This is a genomic window from Ruthenibacterium lactatiformans (assembly GCF_000949455.1).
GTDB classification, from domain to species: Bacteria; Bacillota; Clostridia; order Oscillospirales; family Ruminococcaceae; genus Ruthenibacterium; species Ruthenibacterium lactatiformans.
In genome coordinates this window covers 72374-93253 of record NZ_JXXK01000005.1, presented here as the reverse complement: position 1 = coordinate 93253, position 20880 = coordinate 72374, and the positions used below count along the sequence as shown (strand labels likewise).

The window sequence follows — 20880 nt, the reverse complement described above, 5'->3', positions numbered from 1 at the left end:
GCGAATGGCATGAACACAGTCACAGTGATCCCGGCGGTGCGCGTATCCGAACAGGTCCAGCCGGAATTTCGCGTATTTTCCCATGAGGCGGATGCCCTGCAGATCGACGTGCTCCGGGGCGGATGCATATTGTTGGGCTGCACGCGGAAGCTGACGCCGGGAAAAACATCGGTGTTTCGTTACAGCCTGAAGGGGGCTGTGGGCGATGTGGAGCTGCGCTTCCGGTTTTACAGGGGAGAGAAGGAGGTGGAGACAAGCTCGGCGCCGTATCAGGTCGTTCCCGGCAGTGTGCCCGCCACAGGCCTGATCGACGGCTGCTGGATATCCATCTGCCACTGGAGCGAACAGGAAGCGGTGTTCTTTAATTCGGAACTCAAAAAAATGCGGGACGAGGATTTCGAACGGCATATCGAGGAGATGTCCCTTCTTGGAATACGGGGCGTTGTGATCCAGAATGTATTTGATTCCTCCCATTATGTGGGCCGCCATGAGATGACCTGCGGGAGCTATGACGGCCGGGCATTTTATCCTTCCGGGCTCTATCCCGGAAGAATGCCGCTTGCCGCGCGGGACCCCATTGAGGCGGTGCTGCGGGCCGCTGACCGGTGTGGGATGCATGTGCTGCTGGGTGTGGGCCTGTTCGCCTGGTTTGATTTTTCGGAACAGTCGCTGGAATGGCACAGGCGCGTTGCACGGGAGCTCTTTCAGCGGTATGGAGGCCATGCGTCCTTCTATGGCTGGTATGTTTCAGAAGAGATCATGGGAGACCTGTATTATTCGTACATGCCGCACTCCGCAGAGCGCTGGAAGGAGCTTGCCGTGTTCTTTCGCGAGTTCCGTACTTTTGTACAGGAACTTGCTCCCACAAAACCGGTGGCTTTTGCGCCCAATAATGTACGGTTCCATCTTTATGCGGAGGAATGGAAAACCATCCTGCCCTTTGTTGATATTTTGATCCCGTTTGCTTTTGCGCGCGATCCGGAACATCTGAATGTCGTGCAGATGAAGCAGATCTGCGACGAATGCGGCACGCACATGTGGGTGGATATGGAGATGTTCCGGGAGCCCTTTGAGGATGGGCTTGTACCCAAGACGATGGAAGCGCTGCTTCGTGAGATCCGTCAATATGACGCTCTGGAGCAGTGCTACGGCTACCAGTATACGGGGCTGATGAACCATCCGGCCTCCCGCTTTTCTCTGGGAGGGGAGCCCGCAAAGGAATTGTATGCCCGGTATTTACAATATTATCAGGCGCGCCGTGCTGCATGGGGATATGGGGAAAAACAGCAATGATTTCCGCGGCTCGAAAAAGAGGCCCGGCGGACAAAATCGGAGGGAAAAGTATGAAGGAGATACTCGGCCGCATTGTTGCGGCGGAATTGGAAGAACGCCGGAAGCAGGGATACGATGTGGAAGCGCTGCGGCCTCTTCTGGGGAAGGCGTCCGGCAGCTGTGACGCGCTGCTGGCGCTTTCACAGCGTATCAAAGAGGCGCCCATACGGCAGGATTGGCCGTACGAGGAGCCGGACGACCTGGAAAGCGTGATGGCGGCGTGTGACCCGATGCGCAGGCGGGAAGCGTCCCGTCTGCTTTCCGATGGGGAGATCGAGGCGCGCGTCCGCTCCGCGTTCCTGACTTCGGTTTGCGCATGCATCCTGGGCAAGCCCCTGGAGGAGGCTCCCTACGGCGGCCTCGAGGACATCCGCGCCGCCGCGCAGGCAAGCGGAGAATGGCCTCTGCGGGATTATGTGAGCGATGCGATGCTTACGGCGTGGGGGAGGCGGAACCCATCCTGGGTGGAAACGACCAGAGGAAGAGTGCGCTATGCCGCGTCCGATGACGACATCACCTATACCATCATGGGCATGCTGCTGCTTGAAAAGCGGGGGAAGGATTTTTCGCACGAGGACATGCGTCAGCTTTGGCTGGAGAACCTTCCGATCTATTTGTGCTGGGGCCCCGAGAGGACGGTGCTGCTGCGCGCCGGCCTTGCGGTTTTGGCGCCCGATCTGCCTTATGATATGGACGATTGGGCGGCGCGGCTGAATCCGGGCCAGGAGCTTTGCGGTGCAATGATTCGTGCGGATGCCTATGGCTATGCGTGTCCCGGCGACCCGGAGCTTGCCGCACGGCTTGCATTCCGTGACGCATCCTTTACACACCGGAAAACCGGCGTATACAGTGCAATGTTTGTTGCGGCGGCAATTGCCGCCGCGTTTACTGCGGAAAATTGGAAGGAGATCGTCGTCACCGCGCTGCAGTATGTTCCCCAGCGCAGCAGATTTTACGAACAGGCTTCCATCTGCTTGCGCATGGTGGATGACGCCGCTTCTTTCGAAGATGGTTATAACGCGGTCCATACCGAATACGGCGCGTTTGGAGCGGGGCAGGTCGTACAGGAGATCGGCACAGTCATCAATACCCTGAAGTTTGCCCGGGATGCTGAGGAGGGAATCGGCATGCAGGTGGCGCAGGGGAACGATTCAGACAGCTTTGCCTGCAGCTGCGGTTCCATTTTGGGCGCTTATTTCGCCGATGGCCTGCCTGAGCACTGGTATGCGCAGTTCAATAATACGATACACACGACAATGGGGAATTTTCACGAGACCGATCTGCAGGCTCTGACAAAGCGCATGCAGCTGCTGTACAAGCGCGTTCGGCAGCCGGAAGCACCGCTTGCCTGAGTGCGCGCCCGGTTCATCTCCGTCCGATTGGCAGGCTGCCGCTCCCGTGCCCTTTATGCCGCGGCGTTGGCATAAAGGGCTTTTTTATCCGCTCCGGCGGAATTTTCTGCAAGGCGCGCAGTGGGGGCGGGACTTGCGCGAAACTGCATGATTTTATCCTTTTTTTGCATAGATTTGGGCTGTTTATTATTGTATATTTATTGTACTGAAGGAAGAACCGGGCATTCCCGACTAAGGGAAAACAGCCTTTTTCTGTCGGCTGCCCGGCTATTTACTGCGAAAGGTGTTTTGATATGGACCCCATTGTAAAATACCCTGATTTCACACAGCTGGACGCGCTGAGCACACCCCTGCGGGAATATGCCAGATTGAAATGCGAGCAGGGAGCGGAAACAGGCGCCGCCGCACTGATCGGTCAATTGACGGAGACCATGCGCTGTACGGTCCGGCTTCTGCAGGAGCTGCCGGACGATGCCGCTCTGTCTGCCTGTGAACCAAACGAACTGGACGCCATCCGCGCGCTGCGTGCACCGGCGCAGCGCCGCCTGTGGGAGGCGCTGCCGCCCGAGGATATCTGGATGGACAAATTGGAGGGCGCGCTGCTGGGGCGCATCATTGGCTGCCTGCTGGGCGTGCCCGTAGAAGGGCTCTCGGTGGAAAGCATGCGTGCATGGAGCGAGTACATCGGCAAGCCCTTCCCGCCGGTTTCCTATTGGGAAGAAGTGCAAAATCCGGAGCTTTGGAACTGCTACGGCCGTCAGCGCGGCGAATACCGGAAATGCGCGCTCCGGTCCGCTCCGGTAGATGACGACCTGGCCTATACACAGCTTGCGCTGCTGATTTTGGAAGAATACGGGCCTGATTTTACGACCGAGGACGTTGGGGAGGCATGGAAAAAATATCTTCCCGTTGCCTGTACGGCGGAGCAGGCCGCTTTGGACAACATGAAAAAAGGCGTGCCGGCGCGGGAGGCTGCGGACAGGGACAATCCGTTCTGCCAGTGGATCGGCGCCGCCATCCGTTCTGACGGATTTGGCTGGGCAGCGGCCGGCCTGCCGGAGCTGGCGGCAGAAATGGCCTGGCGCGACGCCCGCCTGAGCCACAGGCGCAACGGTATTTACGGAGAGATGTTCCTGGCGGCGGCACAGAGTGCGGCTTTTGCTGTGAGCGACCCCCTGGACGCCGTGCGGGCCGGCATGGCGGAGATCCCACGGGAGTGCCTGCTTTACCGGGACCTCGCCTGGGCGCTGGAGCATTGCGGCGCGGTGCGCGGCCACGGCGATGCGCGCCGGCTGGTGGATGAACGGTTCGCGGGAATGCATGCCGTTCACACCAACAACAACCTGTGTCTGATCGTGTTTGGCCTCAAGCTGGCGGAGGGAGACCTGATGCGGGGACTGTCCCAGACTGTTGCGATGGGCCTTGACAGCGACTGTACCGCCGCCTCCGCAGGCAGCATTCTGGGCGCGGTTTTGGGCAAGAGCGCGATCGCCCCGGAGCTGTACGAGTGCTTTCACGACCGTATGGATACTTATCTGAAGAACACGGAGGCGTTTTCGATACGGGATATGGCCAAGCGGTATTCCGCGCTTGCACACAAGGTGCATTCCCGGCTGTGACCGCCGCCTTAGGAACATGCCGCCGGAAAAACGGGGAGGCTGCCGCTGTTGCAGGCGTTCGCCCCGTTTTTCCGGTTTTCTATGGCCGTTCAAACGGCTGAACGCCGGGATTCGCCCGGAAGATGAGTATTTCTGCTGATTTTGCAAATTGCTATTGTGCGCACAGTACAGTTTGGGATATAATATAAAACGGCCTTGAGGCAAGGCCGTTTTTTGTGTTGCAATTTTACATCAATAAAAGAGGGGTTAGTACAAATGAGAACTGTTGGCACCACTTCGCGCGGCGTACGCTGCCCGGTCGTCCGTGAGGGCGACGATCTGGTCAAAATCGTCACCGACGCCATCCTCGCCTGCGGTGAAGAGCAGGGCCTCACCTTCCATGACCGCGATATCGTGGCTGTTACAGAGGCTGTTGTGGCACGCAGCCAGGGGAACTACGCCGGTGTGGAGGACATCGCCGCCGACTGCCGCGCAAAATTCGGCGCCGATACGGTGGCGCTCACATTTCCCATCCTCAGCCGCAACCGCATTGCCATCTGCCTGAAAGGCATTGCAAAGGCTTTTAAAAAAGTGTATATCCTTATGAGCTATCCCTCCGACGAGGTTGGAAACCATCTGTTCGACGAGGACCTGCTGGATGAAAAGGGCGTAAACCCCTGGAGCGACGTGCTGGACGAGGCGAAATACCGCGAGCTGTTCGGCTATGAGAAGCATCCCTTCACCGGCGTGGATTATGTGGAGTATTACGGAGACCTGTTCCGTGCGGAGGGCTGCGAGCCGGTATTCCTGTTCGGAAACGACGTGCGCGCCGTGCTGCCGTATACAAAGAATGTGCTGTGCTGCGACATCCACACCCGCGAGCGCTCCAGGCGCCGCCTGCTGGCTGCGGGCGCGGAAAAGGTGCTGCTGCTGAGCGACCTTATGACGGCCCCGGTGAACGGCAGCGGGTACAACGAGCAGTTTGGCCTGCTGGGCTCAAACAAGGCCACGGAGGAAAGCGTGAAGCTGTTCCCGCGCGATTGCCGCAGCTTTGTGGACGCGCTTGCACAGAGCCTGCGCAGCGCCACGGGCAGACAGATCGAGGTCATGGTGTACGGCGACGGAGCCTTTAAGGACCCCGTGGGCAAGATCTGGGAGCTGGCCGACCCTGTCGTGAGCCCCGCATACACCAGCGGCCTGGAGGGCCAGCCCAATGAGCTGAAGCTGAAGTATCTGGCGGACAACGATTTTGCCTCTCTTTCCGGCGATGCGCTGACCAGCGCCATCAAGGACAGCATCTCCCACAAAAATGCGGATTTGAAGGGCCAAATGTCCAGCCAGGGCACTACGCCCCGCCGCCTGACAGACCTGATCGGCAGCCTGTGCGACCTGACCTCCGGCTCCGGCGACAAGGGGACCCCCATCATCCTCATCCAGGGCTATTTCGACAATTTTGCCGTGTAAATCGCAAAAGCACCCCCATCCGCGGATGGGGGTGCTTTTCTGTTGCGGGGCTGTTTGCCCGCCCGGCGCACATCCGGGCGGCATGCCCTTACAGCAGGCCGCGAATCAGCTCTGCGGCATCCGCTATGTATTGGGCCAGCGGCTTTTCCGGAAGGCCCGCAATGTGCGCCCCGCATTTGGCAACGGGGATGAGCACCTTGTGAGCCGGGCTTTCCGCCACGGCGCGGGCCATGGCCGGGCTGCATTCGCCCAGCATGCTGTTTGCCATCACAAGGCCGATGGGACCCGCCAGAATACGCGCCCGCGCGGCGTTCACGATCACGGCGTTTTCTCCCGTGGCTCCGGCGGATGCACCCGCCCGGAGCATGGCGCTGGTGGCCAGCGCGTTGGTGCCCACCGCCACGATCTCCTGCGTCACGCCGCCCGCGCGCAGCGCCTCGATGAGCGCGCGGCCAAAGCCGCCTCCCTGCCCGTCGATGATAACAATATCCATATTCCGTCCTCCTTACATCAGCGGCGAGAAGAAGCGCAGGAACACCTGCGCCAGCCATTTGTACAGCGGCGTGCGCAGCACATCCGCCATCGTTACCTCATGGCTTTCAGCCAGCGTGGCGCGCACGTCTTCCAGCACGTCCCGAACCATGTGGCCGCCGTAAAACGCGCAGCAGTTTTCAAAGTGCAGGTACAGGCTGCGGTAATCCATGTTGGCGCTGCCCACAATGGCCTCGCGGTCGTCGCTGACATACATTTTTGCGTGCACGAAGCCGGGGGTGTACTCGTAAATGCGCACACCCGCTTCCAGCAGGCGCGGATAATAGCTCTGCGTCACATAATACACATACCATTTATCCGGCACACCGGGCGTGAGGATGCGCACGTCCACGCCGCTTTTGGCTGCAAGGCACAGCGCGGTGACCATCTCGTTGTCCACGATCAGGTAGGGCGTAACGATGTACACATAATCCCGCGCGTGCTGAAGCACGTTCAGATACGCGCTTTCGGCCACGGCTTCGCCGTCCAGCGGAGAATCACAATAGGGCTGCACATAGCCGTCCGCTTCGTATTCGCCCAGGGGCATATAATCGGTGTACGGGGTGGTGGTGCCCGCCACAAAGTCCCACATTTTCAAAAATGTTACGGTAAGCGGATAAACGCCCGGCCCTTTCAGCATCAGGCCCGTATCCTTCCACACGCCGCAGCGTTGCTTGCGGTTGATGTACTCGTCCGCAAAGTTCAGCCCGCCGGTGAAAGCTGTTTCACCGTCCACGACGGTGATCTTGCGGTGGTCTCGGTGGTTGAGCATTTTATAGTCAGAGATATGCAGCGAAAAATGCAGCGGATTGAATACATGGCACTTGATGCCCGCGCGGCGTATCTCTTCGTCATAATCACCGGGCAGTGTGAACATGGAACCGAAGCCGTCGTAGATCAGGCGCACGTCCACGCCCGCGGCGGCTTTTTCCTTAAGCACGGCCAGCGTTTCGTTCCACATTTCGCCTTCTTCAACGATAAAATATTCCATGAAGATATATTTCTTCGCGCCGCGGATGACCTCCAGAAAACGGGCGAAAAAATCCTGCCCCATGGGATAATACTCGCTCTGCGTGTTGCAGTAGAGAGGGGCCGAGGCGTTGCGGGACAGATATTCCACGCTGCGGCGAAAAGCGGGCTCCCGGGCGTACAGGGCCTCTGTTACCGCATCGTCCTGCACCATGGCGGCGGACGCGGCCCGTTCGATGTCTGCAAATTTACGCGCGTTTTTGGGGGTGACGCCCTGGTTGCCCCACCACAGGTAGAATACCGCCCCTGTAACGGGCAGGGCCACCACAATGAGCAGCCACATGATTTTGTAAGCGGGATTGATGTTGTCGCGTTCGATCACGGCGATGACCACCAACACGCTGACCAGCGTGAGGATGATGTAAGCCACCGTACCCGCGCGGCTGAATACCAGCATGAGCGCCGCAAAAAGCCCCACCTGGCATGCGATCAGAAGCCCGAACAGGAATGTCCGGGAGAGCAGAAATTTGAGTATCTTTTTCACACCGTACCTCCACACAGACGCAAGAGAGCGCTTGTCCCGATGCTTTATAGTGTACCATATTTCGCGCAAAAAAAATAGTAATGCAGTAGGCTTTGCCGGGAGTGACCGGGAAAACTGCCGATAAAAAGGCGCGCCCCGCAATGCGGAGCGCGCCTTGTAAGGTTTGTATGGGGCGATTCAGGCGGCGCTGTCGGAACCGGATGCGCCGGATGCGGGCGTGCTGCCGCTCTGCGCGGCGGAATAAGTGCCGATGGTAACGCTGTTGACGATGACGTCTTCCAGCGGGCGGTCGTCTTCGCCGCATTCCACGGCGGCAATGGCGTCCACGACGTCCATGCCGTCGTACACCTGGCCGAACACGGTGTTCAGGTTGTCAAGATAAGGCGCGCCGCCCACGGCCTGATAGGCGGTTACCACGGCCTCGCGCACACCTGCCTCGGTCAGCGTTTTGGCCAGAGTCTTATCCACGGAATCCTGGGCGCTCTGCACGATATAAAACTGGCTCAGGTTGCCCGAAGCACCATCCGAGGCGTGCGCCATGGCAACGGCACCGGCATAATGGTGCAGACGGTCGGAGATCTCGTTGGGATAAGAATTTCCGTTCCAAATGGTGGAGCCGCCTGCGCCGGTACCTGTGGCGTCGCCTGTCTGGACCAGAAAGCCCTCGATCACCCGGTGGAAGGACAGGCCGTTGTAATAGCCCTGCTGGGCCAGACCGACAAAATTTTCCACAGCCATGGGGGCGATATCCGGGTACAATACAAAAGAAATATCGCCCAGCGTTGTGGAGAGCGTAGCGATGGGGTCGCCTTCGGCGGGCGTGATGAACTGGAGCTCGCCAAGGTCTGCGGGACGGGTGCGCTTGCCCGCGGCGGCAGCGAGGCTCCCGCTTTCGCAGGCGCCCAGCAGCACGCAGCACGCGGCTGCGGCACAAAAGGTGATAAAGATACGTTTGGTCAAGGCTGTTTCCCCCTGTGCGGCGGTATCCGGGCGCAAACGCCCGGATACCGGATAAAGATAAAAGAATGTTTTTTACGCTCCGCCGCCCTGCGCGGCAGTGTGAACGGAGCTTGCAGGCCGCAGCGCAAAGCGCGTTCACGGCATGTGCGCGCGGGCTTTGGCTTTGAAATTATTTTATCACAAACCCGGAGGGAAAGAAGTGAATGAACTGTAAATTTACGGGGCATGCTTGACGGCGGGCGCCGGATTGGGTACAATAAAAACAGAAACAGGAACGACGAGCAGTGAAGGAGATCATTCCCATGCCTCAGGACGAACAACTGGACGATTACTCCCCGGACCTCATCACCCTGACGGATGAAGACGGCAAGGAGTTCAGCTTTGAAGTGATCGACGCCGCCGATTACAACGACGAGCGCTACCTGGCGGTGGTGCCCTATGCCGAGGATTCCACGGAGCAGTTGGAGGAGGACGCAAACCTCATCATCATGCGCGTGGGCGAAGAGGACGGCGAAGAATATCTGGACGTTGTGGATGACGATGAGGAGCTTTACGAGGTGAGCGACATGTTCGCGCGCCGTTTGGAGGAGTTGTACGACATCGACCTCAACGGCGGCCAATAAACCGGCAGGCAGCCTGCCCTGTGCGATTTGATGCGCCATATATTTAATCCTACTAACCATTTAAAGGGAGCCCGGAGTCCTATGTGAGGGGATCGCAGACCTCCCGCCCGGCCTTGGCCGCAAGCGGAGGAAGGGAGCGTGAAACTCCGGCAGGGCACCCACCTGCCATTTCGGTAGGTTTTGGTGTGGCGCAGACGGCAGGGCAGGTTACTGATTGAAAACAGGAAAGGGCGCGTGCTGAAAAGCACGCGCTCTTTTTGCCGCTGAGGTTCGGGTTCAGTAGCCCAGCTCCTGGCCCACGAGGATGACCTTGATGCGGCCCGGCACGCGCTGGTAGCGGTGCAGCACGTATGTGCAGCAGATGCGGCCGGGGCTTTGGCAGTTTTCGCACTGGCCTGTAACGGCGCAGGGCGTTTTGCAGGAAAGACGTTTGGCATTTGCCGGCGCGGCAACGGCCTTGACACGGGCGTCGGCGGCGGCAAGGTCTTTCACGATTTTGTTGGAGCCCACCACGAGGATAACACTGGCGGGGCCGAAGGTAATGGCGGCCACACGGTTGGCGTTGCCGTCCACGTTCAAAACTTCGCCCGCCTCGGTGACGGCGTTGGCAGAGGCAAAATAGCAGTCGGCGGAAAAGATCTGTCGGTAGATCTTCCCAATATCCTCCGGCGTCAGGCCGGGAGCGCCACGGTCAAGAAAATGGTATGCGCCGCTTCGCAGCAGATCCATCACGCCGCATTCCTCCAGCGTCATGCTGCCGCCCGCGCCAACAGTCGCGCCTTCCGCCAACAGCGTTTTGACAAGAGGCACCACTTCGTCGGCCGTTTTGACGCAATAGGCCTCCATGTTGTTTTTTCGCAGCGCGGCGGCAGTGCGCTCCATGCGCTGCGCAACCACATAAGCAAGAGCTTCGTTCATCCTATCCCATCCTTTCCGTCTGAGCCGCCCGGCGGGCGGCGGGTACACCATCAGTATAGCACGCCGCCGCACCGCGCGCCACAAAAAACGCCGCCGTCCGGATGGGGATCGACCCGGACAGCGGCGTTTTCGGTTATTCTGCCGCAAGCTGTGCCAGCAGAGGCAAAAGCTGCGCCAGCGCGTCGATGACAGGTGCGCCCGTTGCGGCCAGCACTTCCCGTGGCTGGTGCCCGCCCGAAAACAGCACGCAGCGTACGCCCAGCGCACGGGCCACTTCAAAATCATGCTCGCTGTCGCCGACCATCATGATGCGGGCCGGGTCCGCGCCGCTTTCCCGCAGCCAGCGCAGGCCCACTTCCGTTTTGCTTTTGGCATAGATGTCCGACAGGCCCAGCAGCGTGTCGAAACGGGAACGCAGGCCGAAATGCTCCACCTGCTGCTGCAGATTCTCCCGTTTGGAGGCGGAGAGCATCACTTGGCGCATGCCCTGCGCACGCAGCGCGTCCAGCACGGCGCAGGCATCCGGCTGCAGTGGACAGCCAAGGCTGCGGGGCGTGTACAGCCGCATGTATTCATCCGCAAGTGCGGCGAACGGATGACGGGAAAAATCGAACCCCGCCCGGCGGTAATAGGTCTCGATGGGAAAGCAGAAGACCTGCCGGTAGGCTTCCATGCTGCCCACGGGCGCATAACCGTGGCGGGCAAGCATCGTGTTCAAAAGCTCGCAGCACAGCGCGGCGTCATCCAGCAGCGTGCCGTTCCAATCCCACAGGACCGTGTCGAAAACAGGCATGGTCTCACTCCTTGGTCGGTAAAAATGCGAAACAGCCGCGGGCCGTCGGTTCGGCCATACGGGCCGACAGGATAAGCTCTTGTCGCGGAACAAGCGGAAAAAACGTTCAATCCCGGAACCACGCCCGCAGCGCGGGCGTTTTTTCAATGATGCGCACCAGCGGCAGGCCCAGCGCGAAGCAGGAGAAGAGCTGCCCCAGCGCAACACCGCCGGCCTGAAGCAAAAAGCCCGCAAAGGTGCGCGGGCCGAACGCCCACGCAAGCTCTGCGCCCACGACAACGGCGTTGATGAGCACAGGCGGCACAGCCGCGGCCACGGGCAGGCCCCTGAGGCGCACACGGGCAAGGCGGCGCGTACACAGCGCGGCAGTGAGCGTGGCGGCGGTACCGAATACGATGTCCAGCGCGCCCAGCACGTTTGCCCCGGTAAACACGCCCACAAGGTTCGTGAGGAAACAGCCCAGCGTGACGCCCACAACGGCGTCCGGCACAAGCACGGGCAGCAGCGTGAAGGCCTCGCTCACACGGGCCTGTACGGCGCCAAAGGCGATGGGGGCGAGCACGAGGCTCACAGCGGTGTAGAGCGACGCAATGAGCGCGCAGCGGACGATGGTTCTGGTTTTTGTTTTTTTCATGGTACAGTTTTCCTTAGCGGCAGTATTTTACCCCACCGGTGCCGCCGGGCCGGAGGGGTGGTCCGCGCAAAAGCGCGGCGGGCACAAAATCCCACGGAAGGCACAGCCTTCTAAGTTGCCCGTCAGGCTGTTTCGCGCCTGTAAAAGCGCGGCGCAAAACGGCCTGCTGTGCGGCGCAGGGCCGCAACGCATAGTATAGCACAAACCTGCGCGCTGTGCTATAATTATTTCCAAATATGTGCCCGAAAAAGGGCATGCGAAGGGCGGCGCGGTTTGGCGCGGTCCGGGGAGGGCAAGAGATTATGAAGAGGAAAGCATTGCGGGCGGCGTTTCCCCACACGCTGCCCGTGCTGACGGGCTATGCGTTTTTGGGGCTGGCGTACGGCATTTTGATGCAGAGCGCGGGGTTCCCGTTCTGGTATCCGGCGCTCATCAGCCTGGTGGTATACGCGGGCAGCATGCAGTATGCGGCAGTGCCTCTGCTGGGTGCGGCATTCGACCCTGCGGGCGCGTTTTTTCTGACGCTGATGGTAAACGCGCGGCACCTGTTCTACGGCGTATCCATGCTGGAGCCGTACCGTGCCGCGGGAAAGAAAACGCCGTATCTGGTATTTGCAATGTCGGACGAGACGTTCTCCGTCAATGTGTCCGCCTGCCCGCCCGAAGGCGTGGACCGCGGCTGGTTCATGTTCTGGGTGTCCCTGCTGGACCAATTTTACTGGGTGGCGGCGTCCGCGCTGGGCGGGCTGCTGGGCCGCGTGCTCACTGTCAGTACAAAGGGCATTGAGTTTGTGATGACGGCGCTTTTCGTTACCATTTTTACAGGCCAGTGGATGGAAGACAGAGAGCACCGCCCGGCGCTGGTGAGACTGGGCGCATCGGTGCTGTGCCTCGCGTTGTTCGGGGCGGGGAATTTTATTCTGCCCGCGATGGCGCTTATTGTATTGCTGCTGCTTGTAATGCGGCCCGCACTGGACAAAAAGGGGGCGGTACGATGACGACGGCACAAAGCCTGATCACCATTGGGATAATCGCGCTGGGTACAGTGTTCACACGTTTTCTGCCGTTTTGGCTGTTTCCCAAGGGGAAACCGGCGCCGCGCATCGTGGCATATCTGGGAAAGGTGCTGCCCTGTGCTGTGATGGGCCTGTTGGTGGTGTACTGTTTGAAGGATGTGCAGCCGGCGGCCGCGCCCTACGGCCTGCCGGAGCTGATCGCCGTGGCGGCGACGGCGGGCCTGCATGTTTGGAAAAAGAACACGCTTTTGAGCGTGGGCGTGGGTACGGTACTGTACATGCTGCTGGTGCAGCTTGTGTTTGTTTGAAAGCTGCGGAACGAACGCTGCTTTGCATCAGAAATGTTTTCCTTCGCAAAGCAAGCGGCGCTTCAATTCCGCCTGTGCTTTCCGGGCGGCGGAAAAACGGCGCCGCGCGGTTGAAGCATGCATATAAAACGCGCCCCGGTATCGCTTTTCAGCCGTACCGGGGCGCGTTTTTGCTTCTTTTCAGGTGAACAGGGAATTGCCTTTGCACAGGCGGACGGCCTTATTTCCGCCTGTCGTACTGGGGCTTTTTCTTCTTTTTCTTGACGGAAAAACCGAAATCGCCGATTTTTTTGCCCAGTGCAAAATATTCGCCGTGGGCATATGTGCACAGGCCCGCCTTGGCCAAGCGCAGCCTGCCCTTTTCGTCCAGAAGCTCCTCGTCCACGTTCACGGCAACGATGTCCGCAATGAACATATCATGGGAGCCGCCCAGCTTTACAATGTCTGTCACGCGGCATTCCAGATTCACGGGGCTTTCGCCCACCAACGGGCAGGAAACCTGCGAAGCGGCAAGCGCAGTAAGGTGCATGGCTTCGAATTTGCTTTCGTCCCGCCCGCTCCGGCCGCCGCAATAGTCGATGGCGCGCACCAGCGCGGCGGTGGGCAGGTTGATCACGAATTCCCGGCTTTCCGTTATGAGGCCGTGGCTGTACCGCTCCGGCCGCACGGAGATATAGGCTTTGGGAGGCTGTGACTGCAGCATGCCCGTCCAAGCCACCGTCAGCACGTTCGGTGCCTCCAGCGTACCGCAGCTTACCAGCGCGGGCGGCACGGGCGCGACGAGCGCCGAGCCTTTCCAGACCTGCTTGCTCATGGCTTCTCCTTTTCAAACGTCGTCTCGCTGATGATGAAGCGTGGACGCGCTTTTGTTTCGTTGTAGATCTTGCCCACATATTCCCCGATGACGCCGATTCCCAGCAGCTGCACGCCGCCCAGGAAGTAGATGGCGCAGATCATGCTTGTCCAGCCCGTTACCGTAAAGCCCACCAGCTTTGTGATGAGCGTGACGATGATGGCGACAAAGCTGACGGCGCTGACCAGCATGCCCGCCAGTGTGATGAGGCGTAGCGGCTTTACCGAAAGGCTGGTGATGCCGTCGAAGGCAAAGGCGAGCATTTTCTTCAGCGGGTAATGGCTTTCACCCGCAATGCGTTCGGCGCGCTCGTAGTATACGCTGGAGCAGCGGTAGCCCACCAGCGGCACAAGGCCGCGCAGGAACAGGTTCACTTCCCGGAACTCGGCCAGGCCCTCCAGCGCGCGTTTGCTCAGCAGACGGTAATCGGCGTGATTGAACACCACATCCGCTCCCAGCGCCTTCATCACTTTGTAAAAGCCCTCGGCGGTGGTTCGTTTGAACCAGGTGTCCGTCTCGCGCTTGGAGCGCACGCCGTACACCACGTCCATGCCCGCCAAGTATTCGTCGATCATCGCGTCCATGGCGTTGATGTCGTCCTGGCCGTCGCAGTCGATGGAAATGGTCACGTCGGCCAGGTCCTTGGCGGTCATCAGGCCCGCCAGCAGAGCGTTCTGATGGCCGCGGTTGCGGGAAAGGCAGACGCCCCTGTAATGCTCGTCCGCTTCAGCCAGGCTTCGGATGATGTCCCAGGTCTTATCCTTGGAACCGTCGTTGACGAACAGTATGCGGCTTTTGTCCGATATCTTGCCCGCTGCGGCAAGGTCTTTGATTTTTTTCAGGAACATGCCGCTGGTCAGGGGCAGCACGGCCTCTTCATTGTAACAGGGAATCACAATATACAGGATGGGGTTTCCCATTGGGACGTTCTCCTTTTATGTTCTTATGGGGCGCGGACGCTTGTTCATCCGGAAAAAAGGATGGTTCAGCGGCGTTTTTCACCTTGGTATACGATGGCCACGGCATTGGGGCCTGTGTTCGTGGCGACGGCCGCTCCCAGCAGGAAAGTGGCGGCCGGCGCATAACCGAATTCTTTTTTGCACATCTTGGCCAGCATTTTGGCGTTGCCATCGTCCGTTGCGCCGATGAGATAAGGCGTGCCCTCTGCCATCCGTTTTTTGGTCTGGACGATGAGCCCGGGCATCACGGCGCTATCGCCGCGCACCTTGGCGATGGTGGAGGTGGTGTCGTCCACCATATGGATGATGGGGCGCAGGCCGAGCAGCTCGCCGGCGAATGCGGCTGCCGCAGAGACACGGCCGCTTTTTTTTACAAAGCGCAGCGTATACATGGAGAGCATGATCTCCATACGCGCCAGCTGGTCCTCCAGATATTCCACGACGCTTTTTACGTCCGCGCCCGCCTGCAGCTTGCGCGCGGCCTCGCATACGTGCCAGCCGTATGTCATGGAATAGGTGTGGCTGTCCACCACATGCACGTTCATCGTGCAGCCGGGGCGTTCGTCGCGCAGGCTCTCGGCGGCCATGCAGGCCGCGTTGTAGGTGTTGGAACCGGCCGAATTGATGGACACGAAGATCACATCCGTATAGCCTTCGTCGGCATACGTGCAAAACTTTTCCAAAAAGCGCAGCATCGTGATCTGCGATGTTTTGGGGATGCCTTCGGCTTTGGTGAGCATCTCGTAATATTGTTCGTTGGTGAAATCCACGCGTTCGGTATAGCTCTGCCCGTCCACCACGATGCTGAACGGGAGGATATCAATGCCGTATTTTTCTTCCAGCTCGCGTGGGATGTCGCTGGCGGAATCCGTCAAAACAGCTGTTTTACTCACTTGTTCACTTCCATTCATATCCACGCAGGCGCCCGGTGTCGAGCAGACCCGCAAAATCACGCTGGCGCAGGGCCTCGTATACGCCCACAGCCACCGTGTTTGACAAATTCAGGCTGCGTGCGTCCGGGATCATCGGAAGGCGCACGCAGGCTTCCTGGTTTTCTACCAATAATGCTTCGGGCAGGCCCGCGTCTTCGCGCCCGAATACAAGGTACGCGCCGTCGGGGTAGGCGACGTCCGTGTAGCGCTGCGGTGCCTTTGTGGTGAAATAGTAAAACGGACCTTCATTGCGGGCAAAAAAATCCGTCAGCCCTTCATAATATGTTATATCAAGCAGGTGCCAGTAGTCAAGGCCGGCACGTTTGAGCTTTTTGTCATCCACGGTAAAGCCCATGGGCCCCACAAGGTGCAGCCGCGCGCCCGTGGCCGCGCAGGTGCGGGAGATGTTGCCGGTGTTTTGGGGGATCTGCGGCTCCACCAGCACGATATTCAACGGTTTCATGGGTGAGATTGCGCTCCTTCTGTCTGGTGTTTTTACAGCGGAAAAACAGCGTCCGTACAGGGCTGTGCAGGCGTTTCGGCCCAGTGGGAAAGCGTTCCGAGAAGCGGCTCGAACCGCACGCCGAAGCGGGGATCCGCTCCGGCGTGAAGGGTCTGTTCAGCCGCCAGCGCCACAAAACGCGCGGCGAGACGGATGGCGGCGGCTTCGGAAAAGCCGCGCAGTAGCCCGCCGGTGAGCACGGCGGCAAACAGATCGCCCGTGCCGGGATAATCTTGGGGGACGGGGGAATAGGGCAGGAAAACGGGCGCCCTGCCGCGCACAGCGCACACGTTGCCCCGCTGTCCGTCCGAAAGAGCGCCGCCGGTTACCACGGCGCAGCGCAGCGCGGGAAAGCGCTGCAGCAAAAGGGATGCATGGCGGGCGGCGCGCGTTCCGTCCGCCGCCGGGCCGGGAAGCTCCTCCAGAAGGAGCGCGGCTTCTGTTGCATTTGGGACGATCACATCCGCCTGTCCGCACAGTTGTGCGACGGCGGCGCGTATTTCAGGCGTCATGGAGGCGTAGGGCCTGCCGTGGTCCGCCATCACAGGGTCCACCAGCTTCAGCGCCGCCGGAGCCTGGCGGAAGGCCTGTTCCACCAGCGCCACCTGTGCGGCGCCGGCAAGATAGCCGCTGTATACACAGTCAAATGCAAGGCCCAGCTGCGCATAGTGTGCCAGTGCGGCGGAAATAAATCCGCTCTCATCTGTGCGCGCGGGCCTGCCAAGCCCTCCGGTGTGGGTGGAGAGCAGAGCCGTGGGCAGCGCGCAGGGCTGCACGCCCATGGCGGCCAGAGCGGGCAGCACAACGGCCAGGCTGCACCGTCCCACACAGGAGAGATCCTGTATGCACAGAACGGTATGCTGTTTTTGCATGCGGGCCCTCCTTTCCTCCGGGCCGCACAGACGGCGGCCTGCGGTTATTCTTTAGTATAGCATATTTTTTGCCGGAATAAGAGGGGGTTTTATGAACAAGTGGAAAAATTTGCCCCCGCATTTTGGCGCACCGGCGGGCATACTAGCAATAAAGCGGCACAAGCCGCGGCAATGCATACAAAAGATAATAAAACGAGGAGGATAAATATGCGCAAAAATACAGAGAGTATGATGAAGGGCGCGGCCTTAGGGCTGCTGGCCGGCGGCGCGGTAGGCGCGGCGGGCGCGTATGTGGCTCAGAAAAACCCGAAGGAAATGAAAAAGATGATGAAAAAGGCGGGCGCCAGCGCGGAGCGGGCGATGGAAACCATCGACCGCGTGCTGAACAGCCACTGAGCGACTGAAACATTCGGCAAAACCGGGCCGCGGCGCATGCTGCTGCCCGGTGCTTTATTATGTGGAAATTCTGCCGTAAAAATCAAACCGCCTCATTGCATGTCCGGCTCCGATACGGTATGCTGAGGGCATAGGAGGTGGTTTCGCAATGGCGAACGAGGATAAGAAAGATTTCAACGCGATGCTGCACAGGGCCACGGATATGCCCAGGATACAGCTGGTGACGGACGCGGCCACAGTGCAAAAATACGGCGGAGCACGGATGTACTTTGCCCCGGCGGCGGATTATGACGCGGTAATGAAGCGGGTGCCTTTCGGAAAAGTACTCACGGTAGGGAAGATCCGGGAATATTTCGCCCGGAAAAACGGCGCTGATTTTACCGATCCCATCACTGCGGGCATTTTTGTATCCATTTCGGCATGGGCCAGCGCCCAGCGGCAGACAGACGAAACGCCTTACTGGCGCACGCTGAAAGCGGACGGCGAGCTGAACGCAAAATATCCGGGCGGCGCGGAGGCCCAACGTGCGCGTCTGGAGGCAGAGGGGCACACCGTCATCCGGCGGGGCCGCACGAATATCCGCTATTATGTGCAGGATTATGAGGACGCGCTGTTTGAGCTGGAATAGAAAAAGCGCCCTGCGCGCCCAATGGCGCGCAGGGCGTCAGACTGTCGAAAAAAGCAAAGAAGTAAAAGAAAAGTCCGGGGAAAAAGCTTGAAAAAGGGGTGGTGAACCCCTTTTTCATTTAAAATGGCCCCGCGCCGTGCGCGGCGAACGGGGCCAAAGGCCCTGTTCGTAGGCAGCTTGGCGCAAAAGCGTAGCTTTTTCGACAAGCTGAAGCGCCCTGCGCGCCATTGGGCGCGCAGGGCGTCTGTTTCTTCGCTTTTTAGCAGCGGCTGTGTCACACCACACGCACGCGGATGATACCGCTTACGTCCAACAGGCGGGCGGCGTCGGCCGTGCCGACGCTGCCGCCGGTGTCCAGCATCGTATAGGCATAATCCCCGCGGGATTTGTTCGTCATGTTGTCGATGTTCAGCCCCGCCTTGCTGGTCACGTCTGTAATGGCGGCCAGGATGCCCGGGATATTGCGGTGTACCACGCAGATGCGGCTGCCGCCCGCACGGGGCATGGAGACCGAGGGAAAGTTCACACTGTTTTTGATGTTGCCGTTCAGCAGATAATCCCCCAGCTCATCCGCGGCCATCACGGCGCAGTTGTCTTCGCTCTCCGGTGTGGAGGCGCCCAGGTGCGGGATGCACACCGCGCCTTCCGCGGAAAGCAGCGCCTCGCTGGGGAAATCGCACACATAACAGGCCACGCGGCCCGTTTTCAGCGCGTTCACCATGGCGGCCGTATTCACCAGCTCGCCCCGGGCAAAGTTCAGGATGCGCACGCCGTGCTTCATTTGGGCAATGAGGCTGTCGTTCACAAAGCCTTTTGTTTCAGCCGTGGCGGGAATGTGCAGCGTGATATAGTCACACTGGGCGATGAGGTCGGACAAATTGACGCAGTGGCGCACGCTGCGCGAAAGACTCCAGGCACCCTCCACAGAGATGTACGGGTCGTACCCCAGCACCTCCATGCCCAGATGGGTGGCCATATTGGCGACCTTCACGCCGATGGCGCCCAGGCCCACGACGCCCAGGGTCTTGCCCGCAAGCTCCGGCCCGGTAAATTGGCTTTTCCCCTTTTCCACCAGCTTGCCGATGGCGTCGCCCTGGCCGGCCAGCGTTTTGGCCCACTCCATGCCTTTGCCTACCTTGCGGCTGGCCAGCACCAGCCCGCCCAGCACCAGTTCCTTCACCGCATTGGCGTTGGCGCCCGGCGTGTTGAACACCACGATGCCTGCCTCGCTGCATTTGTCCACCGGGATATTGTTGACGCCTGCGCCCGCCCGTGCAATGCCCAGCAGGCTTTCCGGCAGCGCCATATCCTGCATGGCGGCGCTGCGCACCAGAATGCCGTCGGGCTGCGCGCCCTCCTCATCCACGGCAAACAGGTTGCTGGAAAGGCGCTCCAGCCCCTTGGACGAAATATTGTTCAGTGTTTTGATATTGTACATTTTCGTTTCCCCCTGTTCCGGCTGTGCGTCAGGCGTTATCCGCCTCGAACTGCTTCATGAATTCCACCAGCTTTTCCACGCCTTCGGCGGGCATGGCATTATAAATGGAAGCGCGCATGCCGCCCACGCTGCGGTGTCCCTTCAGGTTGACAAAGCCCGCGGCCGCGGCTTCGGCGCAGAATTTTTTGTCCAGCTCCGGGCTGGGGCTGGTGAACGTGACGTTCATAATGCTGCGGTCCGGCTTGTTCACGGGATTGCTGAAGAAAGACGAGCCGTCCAGATAATCGTACAGCAGCTTGGCCTTGGCGTTGTTGCGGGCCTCCATGTTGGCAAGGCCGCCCACTTCGGTTTCGATCCATTTCAGCACAAGGCCCATCATATAGATGGTGTAGCAGGGCGGCGTGTTGTACATGCTCTCGGCGTCGATGAGCGTTTTGTAATCCAGCATGGCGGGCCGGGCGATATCCGTGCGGGCGTTTTCCATCAGGTCTTCCCGGATGATGGCTACAGCCATGCCCGCGGGCGCGACATTTTTCTGCACGCCGAAGTAGATCAGCCCGTATTGGGAGACGTCTGTGGGACGGCTGAGGATGCAGCTGGATAGATCGGCCACCAGCGGCACACCGTCCGCATGGGGCAGCTTTGTAAAGCGCGTGCCGTAAATGGTGTTGTTTTCACAAATGTGGATATAGCTGGCGTTTTTGGAATATTCGACGGCGTCAACGTCCGGAATATAGGTGAAGTTTTTATCCTTGGACGAGGCGGGCACATTCACCCTGCCGAATTTTTCGGCCTCCTTCGCGGCCTTGCCGGAGAACTGGCCCGTTACAAGATAATCGGCCTCGCCGGTGGTCATCAGGTTCATGGGCACCATGGCGAACTGTGTGGACGCGCCGCCTTGAATGAAGCCCACCTTATAATTATCCGGAATACAGAGCACGCGGCGCAGAGCGGCCTCGGTCTCCTTGATGATGGCGTCGTACACAGAACTGCGGTGGCTCATCTCCATCACGCTCTGGCCGGATGACCCGTACTCAAGCATCTCTGCCTGAGCGGTTCTCAGGACGGATTCGGGCAGCATGGATGGGCCCGCGCTGAAATTGTATACTCGTGCCATAATTCCTTTTCCTCCAAAATACAAAATCACTTTATCAAAATAAAGTGTATGGTATTTATTATAAAGGCTGCCGCGCGGTTGTCAATGCACAAAAATGCCCGTCTGCACGCGGCAGACGGGCAAAAATTGCACATATTGACG

Annotated in this window: 22 protein-coding genes and 1 other RNA gene; 10 read left to right on the top strand and 13 right to left on the bottom strand. The window is 59.5% G+C overall.

The annotated features are described in order from the left end of the window. The first annotated feature begins 9 nt into the window (after nt 1-9). The 4 genes from TQ39_RS05455 (at nt 10) to TQ39_RS05440 (ending at nt 5746) form a co-directional block, all read left to right on the top strand. The gene (locus TQ39_RS05455) at nt 10-1293 is read left to right on the top strand and encodes a DUF4434 domain-containing protein (protein WP_050004815.1); all 1284 of its coding nucleotides are present in this window, start codon (nt 10-12) and stop codon (nt 1291-1293) included. Between the two features lie 50 nt (nt 1294-1343). Beyond that, nucleotides 1344-2684, top strand: coding sequence for an ADP-ribosylglycohydrolase family protein (locus TQ39_RS05450; protein WP_167541525.1), 1341 nt, complete (start codon nt 1344-1346; stop codon nt 2682-2684). 293 nt (nt 2685-2977) lie between these two features. After that, complete coding sequence (locus TQ39_RS05445; protein ID WP_050004813.1) at nt 2978-4303, top strand: ADP-ribosylglycohydrolase family protein; 1326 nt, start codon at nt 2978-2980, stop codon at nt 4301-4303. Between the two features lie 255 nt (nt 4304-4558). Further along, entirely contained in the window at nt 4559-5746 is a 1188-nt protein-coding gene (locus TQ39_RS05440; RefSeq protein ID WP_050004812.1) for a coenzyme F420-0:L-glutamate ligase, read from the top strand. 88 nt (nt 5747-5834) lie between these two features. Here the strand turns inward: TQ39_RS05440 and TQ39_RS05435 are convergent, their stop codons facing one another. The 3 genes from TQ39_RS05435 to TQ39_RS05425 form a co-directional block, all read right to left on the bottom strand. Continuing rightward, the gene (locus TQ39_RS05435; protein WP_009322164.1) at nt 5835-6239 is read right to left on the bottom strand and encodes a DUF3842 family protein; all 405 of its coding nucleotides are present in this window, start codon (nt 6237-6239) and stop codon (nt 5835-5837) included. 12 nt (nt 6240-6251) lie between these two features. After that, nucleotides 6252-7790, bottom strand: coding sequence for a cardiolipin synthase (cls, locus tag TQ39_RS05430; protein ID WP_050004811.1), 1539 nt, complete (start codon nt 7788-7790; stop codon nt 6252-6254). 177 nt (nt 7791-7967) lie between these two features. After that, complete coding sequence (locus tag TQ39_RS05425) at nt 7968-8750, bottom strand: peptidylprolyl isomerase (protein ID WP_050004810.1); 783 nt, start codon at nt 8748-8750, stop codon at nt 7968-7970. Nucleotides 8751-9034: 284 nt separating this feature from the next. Between TQ39_RS05425 and TQ39_RS05420 the strand changes: the two genes are divergently transcribed. Then, nucleotides 9035-9373, top strand: coding sequence for a DUF1292 domain-containing protein (locus TQ39_RS05420; protein WP_242853454.1), 339 nt, complete (start codon nt 9035-9037; stop codon nt 9371-9373). A gap of 7 nt (nt 9374-9380) precedes the next feature. Beyond that, nucleotides 9381-9586: non-coding RNA, 6S RNA (gene ssrS / locus TQ39_RS19930), on the top strand. A gap of 63 nt (nt 9587-9649) precedes the next feature. Here ssrS and TQ39_RS05415 read toward each other — a convergent pair. The 3 genes from TQ39_RS05415 to TQ39_RS05405 all read right to left on the bottom strand — a co-directional run bounded on the left by TQ39_RS05415 (nt 9650) and on the right by TQ39_RS05405 (nt 11718). Further along, on the bottom strand, nt 9650-10291 hold the full coding sequence (locus tag TQ39_RS05415) for a lactate utilization protein (protein ID WP_050004809.1): 642 nt from the start codon (nt 10289-10291) through the stop codon (nt 9650-9652). Between the two features lie 133 nt (nt 10292-10424). Further along, nucleotides 10425-11084: an HAD family hydrolase gene (locus tag TQ39_RS05410; protein ID WP_009322169.1), complete on the bottom strand. Its 660-nt coding sequence runs from the start codon at nt 11082-11084 to the stop codon at nt 10425-10427. Nucleotides 11085-11190: 106 nt separating this feature from the next. Next, nucleotides 11191-11718: a QueT transporter family protein gene (locus TQ39_RS05405; RefSeq protein ID WP_009322170.1), complete on the bottom strand. Its 528-nt coding sequence runs from the start codon at nt 11716-11718 to the stop codon at nt 11191-11193. A 302-nt stretch (nt 11719-12020) separates the two neighbouring features. Here TQ39_RS05405 and TQ39_RS05395 point away from each other — a divergent pair, with 302 nt between their 5' ends. Both TQ39_RS05395 and TQ39_RS05390 read left to right on the top strand, forming a co-directional pair. After that, entirely contained in the window at nt 12021-12716 is a 696-nt protein-coding gene (locus TQ39_RS05395) for an AzlC family ABC transporter permease (RefSeq protein WP_050004807.1), read from the top strand. Beyond that, a complete protein-coding gene (locus TQ39_RS05390; protein WP_050004806.1) occupies nt 12713-13042 on the top strand; it encodes a branched-chain amino acid transporter permease in 330 nt (109 codons plus the stop codon). Before TQ39_RS05395 ends, TQ39_RS05390 begins: the two co-directional genes overlap by 4 nt. Nucleotides 13043-13262: 220 nt before the next feature. On the opposite strand, the gene TQ39_RS05380 is transcribed toward TQ39_RS05390, so the two are convergent. The 5 genes from TQ39_RS05380 to TQ39_RS05360 form a co-directional block, all read right to left on the bottom strand. Next, nucleotides 13263-13856: a flavin reductase family protein gene (locus TQ39_RS05380; protein ID WP_050004804.1), complete on the bottom strand. Its 594-nt coding sequence runs from the start codon at nt 13854-13856 to the stop codon at nt 13263-13265. Continuing rightward, entirely contained in the window at nt 13853-14815 is a 963-nt protein-coding gene (locus tag TQ39_RS05375) for a glycosyltransferase family 2 protein (protein ID WP_009322174.1), read from the bottom strand. The genes TQ39_RS05380 and TQ39_RS05375 overlap by 4 nt, the downstream gene beginning before the upstream one ends. Before the next feature lie 65 nt (nt 14816-14880). Next, nucleotides 14881-15747 carry a DegV family protein gene (locus TQ39_RS05370; RefSeq protein ID WP_117473232.1) on the bottom strand — a complete coding sequence of 289 codons (867 nt, stop codon included), beginning with the start codon at nt 15745-15747 and terminating at the stop codon, nt 14881-14883. 4 nt (nt 15748-15751) lie between these two features. Continuing rightward, nucleotides 15752-16249 carry a tRNA (cytidine(34)-2'-O)-methyltransferase gene (locus tag TQ39_RS05365; RefSeq protein ID WP_009322177.1) on the bottom strand — a complete coding sequence of 166 codons (498 nt, stop codon included), beginning with the start codon at nt 16247-16249 and terminating at the stop codon, nt 15752-15754. A 32-nt stretch (nt 16250-16281) separates the two neighbouring features. After that, the gene (locus TQ39_RS05360; RefSeq protein ID WP_009322179.1) at nt 16282-17160 is read right to left on the bottom strand and encodes a PfkB family carbohydrate kinase; all 879 of its coding nucleotides are present in this window, start codon (nt 17158-17160) and stop codon (nt 16282-16284) included. A 207-nt stretch (nt 17161-17367) separates the two neighbouring features. Between TQ39_RS05360 and TQ39_RS05355 the strand changes: the two genes are divergently transcribed. Continuing rightward, complete coding sequence (locus TQ39_RS05355; RefSeq protein WP_009322181.1) at nt 17368-17556, top strand: hypothetical protein; 189 nt, start codon at nt 17368-17370, stop codon at nt 17554-17556. 148 nt (nt 17557-17704) lie between these two features. Continuing rightward, on the top strand, nt 17705-18184 hold the full coding sequence (locus TQ39_RS05350) for an MGMT family protein (protein WP_009322183.1): 480 nt from the start codon (nt 17705-17707) through the stop codon (nt 18182-18184). Nucleotides 18185-18458: 274 nt separating this feature from the next. Here the strand turns inward: TQ39_RS05350 and TQ39_RS05345 are convergent, their stop codons facing one another. Then, nucleotides 18459-19622 carry a phosphoglycerate dehydrogenase gene (locus tag TQ39_RS05345; protein ID WP_009322190.1) on the bottom strand — a complete coding sequence of 388 codons (1164 nt, stop codon included), beginning with the start codon at nt 19620-19622 and terminating at the stop codon, nt 18459-18461. 28 nt (nt 19623-19650) lie between these two features. Then, nucleotides 19651-20739, bottom strand: coding sequence for a 3-phosphoserine/phosphohydroxythreonine transaminase (gene serC / locus TQ39_RS05340; protein WP_009322192.1), 1089 nt, complete (start codon nt 20737-20739; stop codon nt 19651-19653). Between the last annotated feature and the right edge of the window lie 141 nt (nt 20740-20880).